The sequence below is a fragment of the Methanosarcina siciliae T4/M genome (assembly GCF_000970085.1).
GTDB lineage: Archaea > Halobacteriota > Methanosarcinia > Methanosarcinales > Methanosarcinaceae > Methanosarcina > Methanosarcina siciliae.
Genome location: NZ_CP009506.1, coordinates 2,418,157 through 2,435,625, shown reverse-complemented (window position 1 = coordinate 2,435,625; position 17,469 = coordinate 2,418,157). Strand labels below are relative to the sequence as shown.

The following is a 17,469-nucleotide window of genomic DNA, read 5'->3' as shown; positions in this document are numbered from 1 at the left end:
AACGAATGAATTGTGATTTCGAAAAAGCTTTAGTAATAGCCCAGAAAGAATTCGCAGATCGTCTCTGGAGTCCTATTTTTCTTTCCTTACTAGGAACTTTAATAATAGCAATATTTGCAGTTACTTATAGAGAGGTTCTTCAGACCGAACTCTATAGCCAGATAGGACAGATACCTGTACCTTTATCAGCAGTCCTTGAGGGTTTTTACAGTACTTCATTGATGATGACATGGTTCGGCCCGCTTGTAGGTATCGCCTTAAGTTTTGATAGTGTAATAAAGGAAAGAAAATCTGCCTCTTTGAATGTTTTGTTAACACATCCCGTATTCAGGGACACAATCATTCTTGGGAAAATGCTTGGAGCCGTACTTCTTCTTCTGGTAGTAATGCTGATCTCAAGTGGGATCTCCCTGGGCACAATAATTCTCCTTCTGGGAGCAAAAGTAAGTGCAATGGAGTTAAGCCGAATTGCAGTCTGGTTCATCCTTACTTTCCTTTATGCCCTGGTGTTTCTTGGTATAGGACTTGTTTGCTCTATCTATGTTCGAGAAGCTACGGATTCACTTGTCTATAATATCGTTATCTGGTTAACTCTTAGTATTATGTTTTCCTGGATACTGACATTTTTAAGTTATTCCCTTGAACCTGTAGTAAGTGCTGGAGTCCAGGATATAACTGATAGTCTTTTAGCTTTGTCCCCAATGCACCATTATGCTGAACTGAGCACCGGAAAGACAGGTCTTGGATGGGGTGCAGGAGGAGGTTCATATGGCAGAGATAGTATGGAAGGGATTCTGGATATTCGTTTCACGCTGGCTCAGTGGTTAAAAGAATTCTGGACAAATCTTGTAGTCCTGTTCATAGCTCCTTTAATTCTTCTTATAGCTGCATATCTGAAATTCTTGAGGGAGGATATAAGTGCTTGAGAATGAAAAGAAACTCTTCCTAGTTCTATTGATGTTACTTCCTCTTATGTCCCTTCCTGCCGGGGCGGACTTCTCCAGTCTTGCAGTCCTGAGTGATATCAGCGGCAAGGTTGCAAGACCCGGAGACCTTGTGGAGTTCAGCTTTACTGTCGAAAAGGGATACAATACTTCTGAGAGCACCTCAGTTACTTTTTTTATAGAGAAAGTGCCCGAAAACTGGACTGCAGGAGTTTATTCCGATGGCAGTCAGGTCAGCCAGATCACTCTGCCCGAGGAAGCCGATGAAAGGGAACTGACTCTTAAGGTAAGGGTTCCTGAAAATGTAGAAGATGGAGCATATACTGTAAAAATAGGGCTGAAGCCTTATGGAGAAAATCGCCGTAATTATGATAAGATATATCGGGAATTTACGGTAACGATTGACAGGGCCGCAATGTCCAATCTGGAAATTTATTCCGATATCCCGGGAAAAAAGACCCATCCGGGGATTCCCGTCAGTTTCGGGGCTTTTGTAGAAAATAAGTATGAAAGCAGAGCTAATTTTCGGATTTATCTGGTTTCGAAACCTGAACAGTGGGGAGTTGACCTGCTTTCTACCGACGGGGCCCGGATTACAAAGCTGGGAGTTCCTGCAGGCGAGAGTCAGGAGTTTGAAATCCTCGTAAATCCTCCTCTGAATGCAACAAAAGGAGATTATGAAGTCCTGGTGGCAGCATGTCCGGAAAAAGGAAACCGGAGTGTACTTTTGCCTATCAGCGTAAGCATAAACCCCAAACTTTCCATAGACCAGGACCTGAGTGCGTACGTAGAGCTGAATTCAAACATAGTGGGGTTTGAAATCCGGCCGGAAACAACTGCGGAATTTGCGGTTTCCTTAAAAAACCGGTATGATCAGCCGCTTAAACTGGATCTTGAAGTCCTCAGTCTGCCTGAAGGCTGGAGGGCGGAATTTGTCAACGATGACGATGAGGAGGAAAGGCTTTCTTCCCTTATGCTTTCTGCCGGCGAGGAACTGGCTTTTACCGTAAAGGTCAAGCCTTCTCAGAATGCTACAAGCGGGCTTTATCCGGTTATAGTGGCAGCAGTAAGCGGAAACAAGATCGTTTCCCGGCAGCTTGAGGTGAATATCAACAACGATCTTGAAAACGAAGAATTGCTCAAAGTCGATTCAAACCCTGAAGAATTAACCCTGAACCCCGGCAGTTCTTCTGACGTCCGGATCAGCATTGAAAATAGAGGGAACGATGCACTGGAAGATGTCACTCTTGAGATCAATGATGTTAGCGGCCTCAGTACGCAGATCCAGGGCTTCGGGACAATAGACGAACTGGAAGCAGGCGAGTCAAAGAGCATATCTGTAGAAATCACTGCAAATGCTAATGCCGGCTCCGGTGCAAAGGAGATTTTCATCCGGGCGAAGAGCGACGACCTTGTGAGCTCGGAGAAAAGTATCAAGGTGAATGTGGAAAAGTCGTCAAGCAGCGGGCTTCTTGGAATAGCAATGCTGGGCTTTGCAGTACTTGTACTTGTTTTTGTAATACGTAAGTTCGGAAGGCGGTAAATGTGGAATCAACAGGCATAGAATCAACAGGCATGGAATCAACAGGCATAGAATCAACAGGCATAGAATCAACAGGCATGGATTCTATAGGTGTGGAATTGGAACAAAACGGAATTGTACGGAAAACAGATGAATTCGCAATAGAAACCATTCACCTGAGTAAGGTCTTCGGAAAGGAGAACCAGATCCGTGCGGTAGACAACCTCAACCTGCAGGTAAGAAAGGGGGAGGTATTCGGTTTTGTGGGTCCTAACGGAGCTGGCAAGACCACAACTATGAAAATGCTTATCGGACTGCTTGAACCAAGCGAAGGAAGCGGGAAGGTTGCAGGTTTCGATATCATCCGTGAGGTAATCAATATAAGGGAAACGACAGGAGTCCTTCCCGAACCTGCCGGTTTTTATGACAACCTCACTGCAAGACAGAACCTTCGCTTTTATGCAAAACTCTACAATATCGAACCCGATATCCGGGAAAAAAGGATTGTAAGCCTGCTTGAGACCGTGGGCCTTACCCGTGCCGTCGACCAGAAAACAGGCGGCTTTTCCACAGGGATGCGTAAGCGTTTCGGGCTTGCCCAGGCTCTGATCAACGAGCCTTCGGTCCTTTTCCTTGATGAACCGACAAGCGGTATCGATCCCCTTGGAGCTCAGATGATGCGGGACCTTATAAAAGACCTGAACCGGAGTAAAGGAGTTACTGTTTTTCTGAGTTCGCATTCCATGGCAGAAGTAGAAGAGATCTGCGACAGGATCGCAATAATTGCAAGAGGGAAGCTGCTGGCAGTAGGGTCCGTGGAAGACCTGCGGGACATGATCAGGGAAAAGGAAGGCGTGAATTATTTGCTTGAGGTCCAGGAAATTCCTGTTTCTGCCGCTGCAAATGCCGTAAAGAATGTGGAGGGTGTGACAGCTCTTGATATTCGGGATAAGACTCTGTACGTACATACTGAAATGAAACTCCGTACAGAGATTGCAAAGGCTGTTAAAAACGCAGGCGGTACCGTATCCATGTTCGAAGAAGAAGAAATGAACCTGCAGAAGCTGTTCCTCAAAATTATTGAAGGGGCATAAATATGGAAGAAATAAGTTGGAACACAGTATTATTCTATAAACACAGGTTTAGAAGTAAATAGGTTTAAGCTCAAAATTCTCAAAAGTACAGTGGTGTTTGGGTTATGAAGATTGATTATATAGTAAAAGAGGAATTATTACGTTCATTCCCAGTATTAGTTGTTAGTTTTTTAATAATCGGGCTACTAAATAGGGAAGGATATATTCCGCGAGGGATGTCAGGGGTATTTATTCTGGCCCTCTTTATTACAGCTATCCATTTCTCTTTTATGGTCTGGTATAGAAAAAAGGAACAAATTGATAACAATAATTTTTCCGTTATAACTAACCATATTTTGAGTTCAAAGTCTCCTGACGAAAAAATCACGGAGATCTGTAAAGATGAAGAAACTAAAATTTCTTCATCAATTCGAGAACATATGGGTCTTCTACTCGTTACAATACTTTTGTATATCGCCTATCTTTATGCTTCTTTAGTTTATAATATGGATCAGATATACTGGATTTTGCTTTTATTGTTTATCGGAGTCTCACTCTCAAAGATCATATATGGTGAGAGGAAAGCAAATCAAAAAGATCCTATGAGACTGCTGGTTTTCTATGTAATCGCATGTACCTTCATTTTTGTACGTTACCTTGTACTTGACTATCCCATTCTTCCCATCTTGAAAGGAAGTATAATTCTTGGAATACTGCTGATATTTCTGGTATTAGGAATTAAATGGTCGCGGTGCAAACAGAATTCCGATAATTGAGTTTCCTATTATCGGCATACACAGATTCGTGAAAATAAAAGATGTACTTATAGGGATTTTCATGAAAAATCTTTTCCATATAATAGCTCTCCTGACTATCATTTATTTATTTCTTATTTTTGTTCCGAGAGCTTATGCAGATCCGGTCACAGTCCAGTATTTCCATCAAAAAGACTGCCATGATTGCGAAATAACTGATCCAATTGTTGATCGATTTGAAACTCAATATAATAACAGTGTTGTTATATCAAGAATTGAAACCAGTACTGGTGATGGTTTTAATCAATGGAATAAATATGGTTTTCTCGAAGTCCCGGCTATTGTGATAAACAATGAAACAAAGATTCCCAAAGAAGAAATTACTGAAGAAAAGCTAAAAACTTTAATTGATGAATATCTTGTGGAAGAGGAAAATATTACTGCAGGGACGAGCAATAGCGCGAAAAGCGGTATGGTACGTGCAATGGTATTTGGATTGGGGTTGGTAGGTTCTTACCTAATATTGGGCCTGTGTTTGCTCTCATTCCGAAAATCAATTCCAGATTTGGAAAGCTTTTCTTTTGTTACAGGCATCGGTGTAGTTACAGGCATCGGTGTAATTCTTATCGGGTTAAATCTTCTGGGGATCTTAAAATCGCCTGTCCTTCTGGATAATTATTTTCAGAGTTTTGCCAGAAAATATGCGGGTACTCTGGGTGGAGTTTTCTTTCTCAGGATATTGTTTTCGTTTGTAAAAGTTCCCTGCACTGCTCCAATGCTCCTTGTACTTCTCAACAAGACTATTACAAACGGGACAGTTAATAATCTGGCTCTATTGCTTGCTTTTAGTGGAGAGGGGTATTGACACCTTTATTGGGGTTGGCATAATAGCTGATTAACATATGAATTCTTTATATATTTTAAGATGTCTTATTACATAAGATATGCAAGGATGTGAAAAATATGGATAACCTAGATCTAAATCGTCTATTATTTAACCCGGATTCGTTTTTCAGCCGGAAATCGAAAAATGAAGTCAGTTTTAAGTATCCTGCCCTGATATTACTTGTATACTCGGCACTTGCAATAGCTTCAGGTTTCCTTGTCATGAATATGTTTAGAGAATCGCTTTCTTCCGACCTTGGCTCATCTGGCTCGTCTTTCTCTTCCATAGCAACATTCTTTGGTGCCGCTGGAGGTGTCCTTGGGGGTTTGATTGGAACATTTTTAACATGGTTTATACTGGCTGGGATCCTGTATTTAATATCATCTTTGTTTCATTCAACAGGTTCATTTAAGAGGACTCTGGAATTCGTGAGTTACGGGTTTGTACCACTGATATTTAGCGGTTTCATAAACTTTGTCGTATCGTATAAATTGCTGTCTTCAGTAGATTTTTCATCAATGGGCCCGCAAATCATGGTACAGGGTATAAGACAGGTCTTCTCAAACAATCCCTTCTATTATACATCACAAATAATTGGAATTTTATGCACCTTACTATCTGCGTACATCTGGGTGTTTGCACTTTTACATGCCCGAAACATGTCAATTAAAAATGCTTCCCTTACTGTAGGCATTCCGGCAGGCCTGTATATTGTTTACCTGATATATCTACTGATGTTTACTTCAGGGAGCATTTAATTCCGTAACAACAAAACAAAAGGTTGTGTAACAATAAAACAAAAGGGGTGTTATTATATCCCGTAGGCCGCAATTCAAACTACCAGATTTCTTTTTATCATGGAAATCATGGAATTATATGGGTGCAAAATAAGAATATGAGTTTGAAAACAGTTTATGGTTATCTCAGAATGGTTTATAATATTTACGATTTTATTCTGACATTGAGGATGAAAATACATTCTCATAATCTCTCTTTTTTTTTGCTAAGTAATGCCGGATAAAAGGTCTTATGATGTCTTTTTCTTGGAGTGTTTTCTTTCTTATTATAATACTTTTTCATAAAAACAGAAAACACTAATTCTGAGAGATCGCACTGATTGTTAGAGACTATGGACAGAAAACTTATAAAGAGTCGATAATATGTGAATTTTAGAGTTAAACTCACCTTTCAAAGATGAGTGATTTTCCGTTATCCTCTGGCTTTGTTTGTGTATGCCTAATAAAAGAATAATCCTGCCAATAACGATTTTGTTAATATGGCAGGTATTTTTCCATGTTTAGAAAAGAAAATAACGATGCTTGTTTTGTGTCCATTTCTTCCACAATAATTTTGCTTTTTTTGGACTCTTTTTCCTGAACTACCGCAATCTTGATCTCAGACAGTTTTTCAATGAGCTTTTTCAAAGAGAAACCGTACATTTTGGTCTCCCATGCCAGGTATCTGTAGAAAAGTAGGCCAACCATAGCCAAAAACACATGAACTCTAATGTTTTCATCCTTGTGATGATATACTGGTCCTACAGGAACAAGTAAGTGATCATTCAACAGTTTAAAATCATCTTCAACAAGATTCTTACTGTTATATGTTTTCACTATCTTTTTAGTTTGCCACTTTTGCTTATCCGTAAATAGGACGTTCTTCCCAAACGTCTTTTCGCACTTTTTTTCGTTTTCTTCATCAATCCAGAACTTTAACTGAGGTTTTTTCTTCCCTTCCAGAGCATCAATTATTTCATATTTTATAACGCTATTGTATTTTTTCAGAATAATTCCTGCAACCTCACGTTCTACGCTGCTCCTGTTTCTTTCTTTTCCTTTACTGCTTTCTAATCTTCTCTGGAGATCCTCCAAACTATCAATTATTCTTGATTTGTTTGTTTCATAAGTGCTCTTTTGAAGCTTGTAAGTTCCTTCGTTGTAGGTTATTACGGTCGTATATTCTGCTCCGTAAAACTGGTGTTTTGTTCTGTATCCAAAAATTTTGTTACCTTTCGAATTCTTGTATAAACACTCATATTTGGAAAGCGGAACATCGAGAAGCTCCTCGGCTTGATTTGTTTTTACAGATCCTACAAAACTCATTTTTGAGGTTACCTTTTCAATGTTATCTTTTGAGTTGTTACCCTTATCGAAAACAAGAACAAGATCTTCAGAACAGATATTTAATTCAGTCAGTCTGTTTATGATTTTATCTACTATGCCTGAAAATTCTTCAGAGTCATGAACATTTCCAGGATATGTTTCATGAATAAAAGGTATGTTATCCTCGTTTACAGCTAGCGAAACACATATTTGATTTTTGTCTTTCCTATGCTTTTTGTTATATCCTTTATGAAGCAGTTCGCTCTCGTCATCATAATTGTTAGCATACGTAAACCAGTTTGATTCATCCACAAACATTATTGATGGAGTAAATCCCTTTCCTACAAGAACTCTGCAAAGATCGTCTTCAATCTTTTTCATAGTATCCAAGTCGACATAATTCATTTGGTTCAGAAAATTCTGACAATTTAACTTGTGCGGGAATTTCCACATGAAAGCTAAAGGGGATTTTTTGAACCACTCTTCAATCCCGTTTTCACTTAAAACGCCGTGACTTTTTCCGATTACATCAAGTAAGAGGTATTCTCCAACACTCAATCCATCTATTAATTTTTTGTCAGTATGCTTGTTAACTATGTCAATGAATCCAAGTTCTTCATTCACATGAAGAAGTGCGGCAAGCTTGCCGTAATCAAAGGATCTAAGTTTATCATAGGGCAATGATTCACATTGCCTTTTCATCTCAAGTATTTTTTCTGCGCTACCCAGATAAACCTGAAAAATGGTTTTTACCTTTCCATCAACTCTGGCAGATTCTACTATATACCAGTAAGGTTTCCCATTGACGAGTTTCTTTCTTAAAAATACCATAGTATTGATTATGATCTACCTATATAAATAACTTTTTGAAATAAACAATATCAATAGACTTTTTAAAGTGAATTTAAGACTTAGGATCTACAAATAAAAAATTTGCAAAAGGTCAGCTGATATTGTTTTTTAGAGAAAATTGAGGTTAAAATCGCGTTTCTTTGAAACTTCAGTTAAAATATGCTCTGGAACGATGTTGGAGGATGTACACAGATTACCGGTTCTGTGTATGCTGGTTGAATAACTCGATATATCTTTCAAAATTCCCTCCCCTTAGTTAATTTTCTTCATAATATTCAGAATCAGTTGAAAAATAAACAAAATTTAGATTTGCAGGGAATCGTATGCTAAGAACACTGAATATAAGTCTATTCTTAATCTTTCTGATTTCAAGTATATCTACAGGTTTTACAGCTTCACCCGAAAATTTCAGTGTGAGTGTTGAAGAAATTATACCCGTATCACAAATAGTGACTCCTTATTTTGATAGCCTTGTAGAATCTTCCAAAATCAGCGTCAACGAAGAACCATCGTTTTATGGCTCATGGAGTCCTGACGGCAGCAGAGTGGTGATAGATGCATTTTTCAACCCCATGACAGGAACCAGGCTTTACGCCGTGTATGTACTGAATGCAGATGGAAGCGGAATCCGGGAATTGGCATCAACCCCGAATAATACGAAAGAAAGAAGCCTCAGTATAAGAGGAGTATACTATCCCTTTTCTTGGAGTCAATGGAGTCCGGATGGGAGTAGGATAGGAATTTTTGCTAATATTTTCACGGTAAGGGACTTTTATGTAATTGCTGATCCGGATAACACATTGATTAAGACCGCAGGTAAATGTAATTATACAACAGTTGATAATATTAGGGAAAATATTCTGGACCTTGAATGGCAAACTAATTTTATTTGGAATCCGGAGGACACAAAAGCCCTTATAATAATGGATAAGGATCCTCTAAATTATCAATTATACTTACTTGACTCGAATGGCCATGTGCTCCAACAGTTTACAGATACATATAATGTAATAACTGCACTTTGGAGCAATGATGGCAAAAAAATAGCATATAGTACTGGCCATACCGAAGACGAAGAAACTGGTCTCTGGATTATAAACGAAAACGGAACCGAAAATAAGAGACTGGTTAACGGAATTGTGATTGACTGGAGTCCTGATGACAGCAGAGTATTTTATGTTGATGAAAATTTCAGTTTCTATTCAATTAAGGTCGATGGAACGGATAGATTTAAACTTTCAACAGAACATTTTTATAGAAGTGGAGATGTTTTTAGTTTCAGCCCTGATAGAAAAAACCTTATTTTCAATATTGTAAAATCTGGCAAAGTCACTATATTTCTGGCAAATTCGACAGGGAAAAATGTCCAAGTGCTTGAGGAGTTTTCAGGGCGTTGTGTCTTCAAACCCAGCTGGAGCCCGAAAGGAGATAAAATAGCTTTTACACAGGGTACGGACCTTTATACAATCAATCCTGACGGAAGTGAAAAAAACCTGATCGCATCCGCAATAACCGACTATGAATGGCATCCTTCAGGAGACTTTATCAGTTTTACTACATCGGATTCTGTTTTTGTTGCAAGCCCGGACGGATCAACAAAAATACAACTTACTGGAGATGATAATAATTATAGGTTTCTGAATAAAAAATATTTAAGTGGCTGGAGTCCCGATGGGAGCAGACTGCTCATTAGCAATGGGTCTACAGATTTATCCATAATAAAACTCAAAGGATACGAAGATCCTCTCTCCATTGATTTCTTGACGCCCATAGAGGGAGAAAACTGCGAGCTAAGAGTTCGCTGCATGTCGGAACCTGTTGCAGATTCCCTTCTGACCCTTGACGAACAAGAAATTGGTTTTACCAACAACTCAGGCATTCTGAACTATAGCTGTCCTGCTGCAGGCAGGTATGTGATAAATGCCAGCAAAACAGGATACAGGTCAGCAAGCAAAGTTCTTATCGTGGAAGATAACTCCTCTGCATCCCCGGAAACATCCTTAGTTACAGGAACATCATCTGATCCGTCTTCTGATTCCGAAAATGAGGGGACTTCAGGATCTGAATTCCAGGTTTCGGGCTTCAGAGGGACTGCTGTAATCATGTTCCTTCTTTTTTTCGTCTGGAGGAGGAATTCTCTATGAATAGACACCTGAGAAATCTGGTCATTGCTTAGAAAATACAGGTCTAAAGGAAAATAAGTTTCAAAATTCTCAAAATATAGGGCAATCTGACTATGAAAATTGATGATATTGTAAAACCATAACTATGATGTTCAATTGAAACTTATTTCTTTTTCCTCAGTTTATATAAGGAAGGATGCATTTCGGCCTAGAACCTTCCCAGGGATATGTACAGGGAATCTGAAAGTTCAAGTATGTGGAGAATCAGTCAGTGGATCTGAGAGCCATACATTTAATCTTTACTGGTACCAAGCTTGAAAAAAAGCTTATTTTCTGTTTACTTTTTTTCTCTTAATATCAACAGCAGAGGCTACAGAGTATATCATAACTCCGGCTACAAGTGATTACGCTGGAGCTTCAGTTAATGGAGAAGAAGTAACAGAAGCTAGGGTTTTTTCAGTTTACTGGCAGTGTCTACTCTGGCTGGCTATCATGCAGATCTTGTCGGTAATAGATGTACTGATCTTGCCTATAAAACTTATTTTTGCAATCCTCGGGTTCAGGATTACGGAGCGTGCAGATGTCTTTGAGAATTCTAACCGCGCAAGAATCTACGAATATATAAAAACCAGGCCCGGAGCTTACCTTAGTGAAATTATAGAAAAAGCAGGACTAAACAGGGGAGCAGCGCGTTATCACATCAAGATCCTGAAAGCCCATCACAAGATAGAAGCCTACAGTGAATCCGGGAAAACTAGATATTTCCAGAACAATTCAACTTATGGTGAAGGAGAGAAAAAAGTTGTTTCTGCGCTTCAAAATTCCACGAATCAAAGAATAATTTCAGAAATACAGAACGGTAAATGTAACACAAACCTGGATCTTGCGCGTGAAATCGGAGTTTCCAGGGCCACGATCAGCTGGTATGTGAAAAATCTTAAGGAAACAGGTCTCATAGATGAAACAAGAAGTGGAAGAAGTATAATTTACAGCATAAATCCTTCATACGAGACTTTGATAGAAAAATATGGATGAAACTCTTTTTTTCGATTCCTTCGCTGCATCGGGTTGAAGCAGGTATAAGGTCGATCACTTCTGAATCCTGATTCGGGAATGCTCCTATTAACTTGCTTCTTTTATTAATTTCTTTGTTAGTTCCCTCCATCATATTTGTTGTTCTTATTCATCTCCGACAACTCTGTGGAAATTTTGTGGTGAAAAAAAAAGGATATAGAGTCAATCATATTTTTCAGAACTTTCGGTGCACTGAAATTTTGGAGCAGACCGCCGGGAAGAAAAAAATATATTTTAATTTAACCGGAATGACTGAAAGGATTTCATTCCCTATTCGGGGGTCCAGTTTCAGATAGTTCCCATGAAAACAAGACTTGATTAACAGATTTTCAACTTTTTTTGAAAACAGCCCAAAAAAGAAAAAAATCAATTTTACTGAAGCGGTAAAAGGCAAGAAAGTCAATTATCCGCCCAGCGTGATATCTTGATCTTGATAAAACTCCAGTGCATTGAATAAATGTTCTGGCGTAAAATCTGGCCACATTTCGTCAACCACGTATATATCCGAATATACCGTTTGAATCGGCAGCATTCCACTGAGTCTACGTCTTCCTCCCCAACGGATAAGTAAATCTATTCTTGAAATTTCTGCTGATGCAATATTTTCTATCATTTTTTTACTATCTGAAGAGCTCTCAAATGCATACGTTAAATCCCAGTACCAACCATAATTTACCAAAAAATTTATCCTTACTTTACCTTTCCCAAATTTAGTCCTTTTTGTATATGCAAGTAACTCTTTTGGAAACATGTCCGAATTGGTATTCCCCACTACGAGAAGTTCAGCATCATGTTTGGAAAGCTCTTTAACTGATTTTATACAGGCATCTACAAACGCTTTTCTTTGAATTTGAGGCCTTTTTGTGTTATCTTGAGTGAATCCAAAAAAAGTAACTTCACCTATTCCTGTTTTTACGCATATATCATATAACTCCAGGCCTGGAGCTATTCCATGTTTATATCCTTCATGCTTTTCCAAGCCTCTGTCTAAAGCCCATCTCCTGTTTCCATCCGGTATTATAGCTATGTGTCCTGGTAGTCTTTTAAATTTAGGTGTATCCAGAAAATAACCCCCTATTTCTTTGCTTAAAAATGATATAAATAATCTTCACCGAACTCAGCTAACGAATTTTATTCGTAGAATTTAGCTGGAAATCTTGACTTTAATCAGAAAAATCCCCCAAAAGGAAAAGAATCTCTGAAATCTAAAGAAGCCCGGAAAAGTGCCCCTTCTAAAGCTGCAAAATCGCGGATTTTCAATTTCATTTTGCTTAACTCATTTCTCCACAAACGTGTTCGATGGAGATTTAAGCAGACCGCCGGCAGGAAAAATATTTAAAAATAGAGAAGAGAAAGAAGAAATTTCATGATTCTTTCATAGCAAACATAAACACTAAAAGCAAGGTATGTAAATAAGTCGTCCTCTATGGAACCTTGCACGCAACAACAGAGATGCGCTTCTGCTGAAAAGTAAAATATGGATTCAGGCATCTGTTTCAGACACCTTTATTTTAGATACCCGTTATATCAGGCATCTTCATTCGATACCTTTTAATCAGTACTTAATGTAGCCTTTCCGCTCAAGCCATTCAACCTGGGGCCTTGTGTATTTCCAGGTTACTTCGGCTTTGGAATCCTGAACTTCCCAGGGATTGGCTATGACAATATCGCCTTCGCGGATCCACATCCTCTTCTTTTTAGAACCCGGAATCCTGCCCATGCGAACAACTCCGTCCATACACTGAAGTGTTACCCTTTTCGAACCGAGTAAACTCGCAACTGTTGCCAGGACTTCATTTCTGTCCTTGCGCGGGATTCGTACCCTTGATACTTCGGGAGTACCTCCTGCATTGACCGGTTTATTTGATCCTGTTCGCCTTTTTCTAATAGTGCTTCTGTAATTAGCCAGATTAATTCCTCCTTTAAAAAAATTTTATTAATTTTATTTCTAAGTTTTGGATTGAATGGTGCATACAAATCCTCACTTCGATTTCGTTTTGTTATTACTTTTCCTTTCCTGATGAGGTGGAAATAAGTAACAAAACAAAGAGAATAAACCAAAAAAAACAAAAAGAAAAGATGAATCAGGTGTTAATGGAACCTTAATTACAAATTAACACCTGATGCAGATTATCCTTAAAATTTCCTGTGGTTAGGAAGACATTCCCTGCAGTATACTGGTCTGCCTTCGGTGGGTTTGAACGGTACTTCGGTTTCAGCACCGCAATCAGAACAGATCACTTTTGTCATTTCCCTCGGTCCGTTGTTACCACGGAAACCTCCGGAATTTCCCCTGGAATTTCTGTCATTAAAAGCCATTTTCGTTTCACCTCCACTTTAGCGGATATTTAACAATATTAAAAACAAGATGTATATCCTTTAGATTAAAAACAAAAATCGGTTTTTAATAACAGATTATACGTCTCTTTATTTTCAATGCATACATCATACAGTCAAATTACATAAAGGTGCCTATACGAAAGAGAGCACATTCTCTCAAAGAGAACTCTTTTTGAAACATAGCTTTAAAACCGGACACCTAAAAGATTACTAAACTACATAGTTGATTGGCCCTGTAAAACGCTTCTTCTCAAGCTGCAAAAGGCCACAGGCAAAAAAGTATATTCCCGGCCTGATATTCATTAAAAAAATGAAAAAGAAATAAGTGTTGATGTAACTCAGTTACATAAACGACATTTAATATCTGCGGTTTTCTCTGGGTGCCCTGTGGTTAGGAAGACACTCTCTGCAGTAAACCGGTCTTTCGGGGTCAGGTTTGAAAGGCACTTCGGTTTCAACACCGCAATCAGAACAGGTTGCCTTGTGCATTTCTCTGGGAGCACCGAAATTAGAATTTCCTCTGAAGTTTCTGTCATTAAAAGCCATTTTCGTTTCACCTTTGGTTTTAGTTGTTAATTAATTGTTTGAAAATAAGATTGTATAGAACTCTTTGATTAAAAACAAAAATTGGTTTTTAATAACAGGTTTTTATACGGCTCTTTATTTTTCAACACACATACGTTGCACTTATAATATATAAAGATACCCATAAAATAAGAGTACAATCTCTCAAATAAGAACAACTTCTAAGTATGGTTTAAGAACAACTTCTAAGTATGGTTTGCAGAGTAGACAACAGCCTATTTTCTGATATCTCCTGAAAATAGTATTCGATTAACATGTTTTCGCTTGAATCATATAAAACTTCCCAGAGAAAAAAATCGCTTAATATAGAGAAGCCCTGTAAAGCGCTCTTTCTCCAAAATGTCTAAAAATCTCGGGTTTTTAATTTCTCTTTAGGTTCAGGCGAGCCCATGTAAGAAAAAATATGTTTCAACTTAATTGAAAACAAACTTCAAGTTTTCATCCTTAGTAATTATAAATACCACGACAGCAGATTTAATACTGCGGGTTACTCTAAAAAACATTGAAAAATAATTTCTTTTGAAAAGGTTGGTGGGATAATATGAAAGGATTTGCAATGCTTGAAATTGGGAAGGTAGGCTGGATTGATGCTGAAAGACCTTCAGCAGGACCATATGATGCAATCGTAAAGCCTCTTGCGGTCGCACCTTGTACATCAGATGTCCATACTGTCTGGGAAGGTGCGCTTGGAAACCGTAAAAACATGATTTTAGGACACGAAGCCGTAGGGGTTATAGAAGAAACCGGATCAGAGGTCAAAGACTTCAAACCGGGTGATAAAGTAATTGTTCCTGCAATTACACCAGACTGGCGATCCATGGAGGCACAGGATGGAATGCCTATGCACTCAAATGGAATGCTTTCCGGATGGAAGTTTTCAAACTTCAAAAGTGGAGTCTTTGCAGAATATTTCCATGTAAATGATGCAGACATGAATCTGGCTCTACTTCCTAAAGGAATGCCCCTCGAACAGGCTGTCATGCTATCTGATATGGCAACTACCGGAATACAGGGTGCAGAAATGGCAAATATTAAAACAGGATCTACAGTTGCAGTCATAGGAATTGGCCCTGTTGGTCTTATGGCAGTGGCAGGTGCATCTATTCTTGGCGCAGGCAGGCTCATTGCAGTAGGAAGCCGGCAAGTCTGTGTTGACCTTTCTCTGGAATACGGAGCATCCGAAGTTGTTGATTACAGAAAAGGTGGACTCGTTGGGCAGATTCTTGAAAAGACGAATGGAAAAGGTGTGGACTCTGTAATCATAGCAGGAGGAAATGAAAACACAATTTCGGATGCAGTCAAAATTGTAAAACCCGGAGGCACGGTATCAAACGTCAACTACTACGGAACCGGAGACACACTTCCGATTCCACGTATTGAATGGGGGTCGGGTATGTCTCACAAAGACATACGTGGCGGCCTTACAACCGGAGGCCGTCTTAGAATGGAAAGAATGGCAGCCCTATGCACCTACGGAAGAATAAAACCGGAAAAAATGGCCACCCACGTATTCGAAGGATTCGACAAAATAGAAGAGGCTCTCATGCTCATGAAAGATAAACCAAGAGACCTGATCAAACCTGTTGTTCTTCTGGAGGAATAAGCGAGTCAACTGCCCCTCCCTGAACTCTTCGCAAAGCTCAGAGTTTTGAGGAAGGGGTATTCTTGCCTTTTAAGATAAAGGATTGACCAGATAGATAGGACAGAGACGTAAAAGCCCTGCAGAGTACCTTCTAAAGCTGCAAAAATCACGGGTTTTTCAATTTCATTTTTCTTACGATTTTCTTACGATTTTCTTAACAAAAGTATTCTGGGTAGATTTAAGCAGCCCATTAACAGATAAAATATATTTCAAATTAATTAGATATACCCCGGAAAAGTCCAGATTAAAAACCTGAAAATTTATATTCAAGCCATTAGCCTCAAAAAATTAAAGAATTAGAGATAAGGATCATGTCAGACTGCGTTATTACCTATCCAGCGATTCCAGGCACTGCTGGAAAGTCTGATTTGCAATCTGAATATACATTTCCTTTGGCAGGAGTTCACGGCTTACAATATCAAGGGTTTCCTGTGACATTTCTCCTTCCTTTACAAGCTGGCGGCCTGCCTCCCTTGCTGCTTCAAAAACATCATCTATCGGAGCACCCATTTCCAGCATAGAACTTAGGGCTTCCCCGTGAGGACGTAAAAGTGCCCCTGCAAATTCTGTGGATGCATTCCTGCAAAAAGCTTTCATAAACACAAGCAGGGGATCAAAATTATCCATTTCCCTGAATCCGCAGTTGGAAACAAGTAAAAATTTGAGGGTTTTGGGTCCCCCACGTACCGGGTGGCGACAGTGTCCATCTCGCAGCTCAACAAAAGGCTCTACTCTGGGAAGCATCCTGTCAATAAAGTTCTTCATCTGACCTGTGACCCCGTCTACATAGACGGGAGTAGCAAATACTATAACATCAGCAGCATCGATCCTGGGATATAAAATGTTCATATCGTCATTTTGGTAACATTTACCCGGCGTCTTCAGCCAGCAGTTAAATTCACCCGTGCAGGGATTGATCTTTAGCTTCTTTGTATAGAAGAGTTCGACCTCTGCCCCTACCTCTTTCATCCCTTCAAGAAAGGGGTTTAAAATCAGTGCTGTGTTGCCTTTATCCATCCTGGGACCGGAATTTATTAAAAGTTCCACTGAAAAAAATATACATTAAATCTGAAACATCATCCATACATAAAAATTTATTTGAGAAATTATCACACGAAATATAGCGATAAAGAATGATCTTATTTTTTTTCCAGTGTCTTTCCGAGAATTCTTAATCTCCTCTTTTCTTAATATTTCGCTTCTTAACATAGCAAAATAAACAGTTAAACCAGTAAAATGCGATAAATAAATTTTAGATCTGACCAGGTAATGAGTTAAAAAATGCTACAGACAAGCTTTATTATTTATAATTATAAATACAAATAATTATAATTATTATTGAATTGGGCGGAAACTTTCGAATTCCACGAAGATAACTGAAAGTTGCATGGGGATATACAACTTTAAGAGACCTCGTTTGTCTGGCATGAAAATACCCAATTCACTTTCATTTTTTGTGCCTGGTATTCGAAGAATAGTTTTCGAAGGATATCATGAGCGGTGAGCGTTTTTCGAGCATCCAAGTTTTTGGATATTTGGGGAAATATTCGAAAATAATTCCTGACGAATCA

General features: G+C 38.9%; 15 protein-coding genes and 1 pseudogene. 9 read left to right on the top strand and 7 right to left on the bottom strand.

Going from position 1 to position 17,469, the window contains the following annotated elements:
- The first annotated feature begins 5 nt into the window (after nt 1–5).
- From MSSIT_RS10335 to MSSIT_RS10310, 6 genes are all read left to right on the top strand, one after another.
- Complete coding sequence (locus tag MSSIT_RS10335) at nt 6–926, top strand: ABC transporter permease (RefSeq protein ID WP_048174681.1); 921 nt, start codon at nt 6–8, stop codon at nt 924–926.
- Nucleotides 919–2,487, top strand: a complete 1,569-nt coding sequence (locus tag MSSIT_RS10330; protein ID WP_048172189.1) for a COG1470 family protein — start codon at nt 919–921, stop codon at nt 2,485–2,487. Before MSSIT_RS10335 ends, MSSIT_RS10330 begins: the two co-directional genes overlap by 8 nt.
- 2 nt (nt 2,488–2,489) lie before the next feature.
- On the top strand, nt 2,490–3,560 hold the full coding sequence (locus tag MSSIT_RS10325; RefSeq protein ID WP_048172187.1) for an ABC transporter ATP-binding protein: 1,071 nt from the start codon (nt 2,490–2,492) through the stop codon (nt 3,558–3,560).
- Nucleotides 3,561–3,664: 104 nt separating this feature from the next.
- Nucleotides 3,665–4,315: a hypothetical protein gene (locus tag MSSIT_RS10320; RefSeq protein ID WP_048172185.1), complete on the top strand. Its 651-nt coding sequence runs from the start codon at nt 3,665–3,667 to the stop codon at nt 4,313–4,315.
- A 28-nt stretch (nt 4,316–4,343) separates the two neighbouring features.
- A complete protein-coding gene (locus MSSIT_RS10315) occupies nt 4,344–5,159 on the top strand; it encodes a cytochrome c biogenesis protein CcdA (protein WP_231590506.1) in 816 nt (271 codons plus the stop codon).
- A 98-nt stretch (nt 5,160–5,257) separates the two neighbouring features.
- Nucleotides 5,258–5,938 (top strand): YIP1 family protein, encoded by a 681-nt coding sequence (locus tag MSSIT_RS10310; protein ID WP_048172184.1) that lies wholly within the window; start codon nt 5,258–5,260, stop codon nt 5,936–5,938.
- A gap of 513 nt (nt 5,939–6,451) precedes the next feature.
- Here MSSIT_RS10310 and MSSIT_RS10305 read toward each other — a convergent pair.
- A complete protein-coding gene (locus MSSIT_RS10305; protein WP_048169579.1) occupies nt 6,452–8,113 on the bottom strand; it encodes an IS1634 family transposase in 1,662 nt (553 codons plus the stop codon).
- Nucleotides 8,114–8,457: 344 nt separating this feature from the next.
- On the opposite strand from MSSIT_RS10305, the gene MSSIT_RS10300 reads away from it, so the two are divergent.
- Together MSSIT_RS10300 and MSSIT_RS10295 are read left to right on the top strand one after the other, a co-directional pair.
- The gene (locus MSSIT_RS10300) at nt 8,458–10,278 is read left to right on the top strand and encodes a TolB family protein (RefSeq protein ID WP_048172182.1); all 1,821 of its coding nucleotides are present in this window, start codon (nt 8,458–8,460) and stop codon (nt 10,276–10,278) included.
- A gap of 471 nt (nt 10,279–10,749) precedes the next feature.
- Nucleotides 10,750–11,292 (top strand): winged helix-turn-helix transcriptional regulator, encoded by a 543-nt coding sequence (locus MSSIT_RS10295; RefSeq protein WP_231590505.1) that lies wholly within the window; start codon nt 10,750–10,752, stop codon nt 11,290–11,292.
- Between the two features lie 61 nt (nt 11,293–11,353).
- Here MSSIT_RS10295 and MSSIT_RS23190 read toward each other — a convergent pair.
- From MSSIT_RS23190 to MSSIT_RS10265, 5 genes and pseudogenes are all read right to left on the bottom strand, one after another.
- Nucleotides 11,354–11,440, bottom strand: a pseudogene (locus tag MSSIT_RS23190) (transposase); the annotation flags it as partial.
- A 294-nt stretch (nt 11,441–11,734) separates the two neighbouring features.
- Nucleotides 11,735–12,349 carry an undecaprenyl diphosphate synthase family protein gene (locus MSSIT_RS10285; protein ID WP_261789134.1) on the bottom strand — a complete coding sequence of 205 codons (615 nt, stop codon included), beginning with the start codon at nt 12,347–12,349 and terminating at the stop codon, nt 11,735–11,737.
- Between the two features lie 537 nt (nt 12,350–12,886).
- Nucleotides 12,887–13,219, bottom strand: a complete 333-nt coding sequence (gene eif1A, locus MSSIT_RS22005; protein WP_082088951.1) for a translation initiation factor eIF-1A — start codon at nt 13,217–13,219, stop codon at nt 12,887–12,889.
- Between the two features lie 248 nt (nt 13,220–13,467).
- Nucleotides 13,468–13,650, bottom strand: a complete 183-nt coding sequence (locus tag MSSIT_RS10270) for a CxxC-x17-CxxC domain-containing protein (protein ID WP_048172172.1) — start codon at nt 13,648–13,650, stop codon at nt 13,468–13,470.
- A gap of 378 nt (nt 13,651–14,028) precedes the next feature.
- On the bottom strand, nt 14,029–14,217 hold the full coding sequence (locus tag MSSIT_RS10265) for a CxxC-x17-CxxC domain-containing protein (RefSeq protein WP_048065234.1): 189 nt from the start codon (nt 14,215–14,217) through the stop codon (nt 14,029–14,031).
- Between the two features lie 580 nt (nt 14,218–14,797).
- On the opposite strand from MSSIT_RS10265, the gene MSSIT_RS10260 reads away from it, so the two are divergent.
- The gene (locus MSSIT_RS10260; RefSeq protein ID WP_048172170.1) at nt 14,798–15,859 is read left to right on the top strand and encodes an NAD(P)-dependent alcohol dehydrogenase; all 1,062 of its coding nucleotides are present in this window, start codon (nt 14,798–14,800) and stop codon (nt 15,857–15,859) included.
- Between the two features lie 366 nt (nt 15,860–16,225).
- On the opposite strand, the gene MSSIT_RS10255 is transcribed toward MSSIT_RS10260, so the two are convergent.
- The gene (locus tag MSSIT_RS10255; RefSeq protein WP_082088950.1) at nt 16,226–16,945 is read right to left on the bottom strand and encodes a flavodoxin family protein; all 720 of its coding nucleotides are present in this window, start codon (nt 16,943–16,945) and stop codon (nt 16,226–16,228) included.
- Between the last annotated feature and the right edge of the window lie 524 nt (nt 16,946–17,469).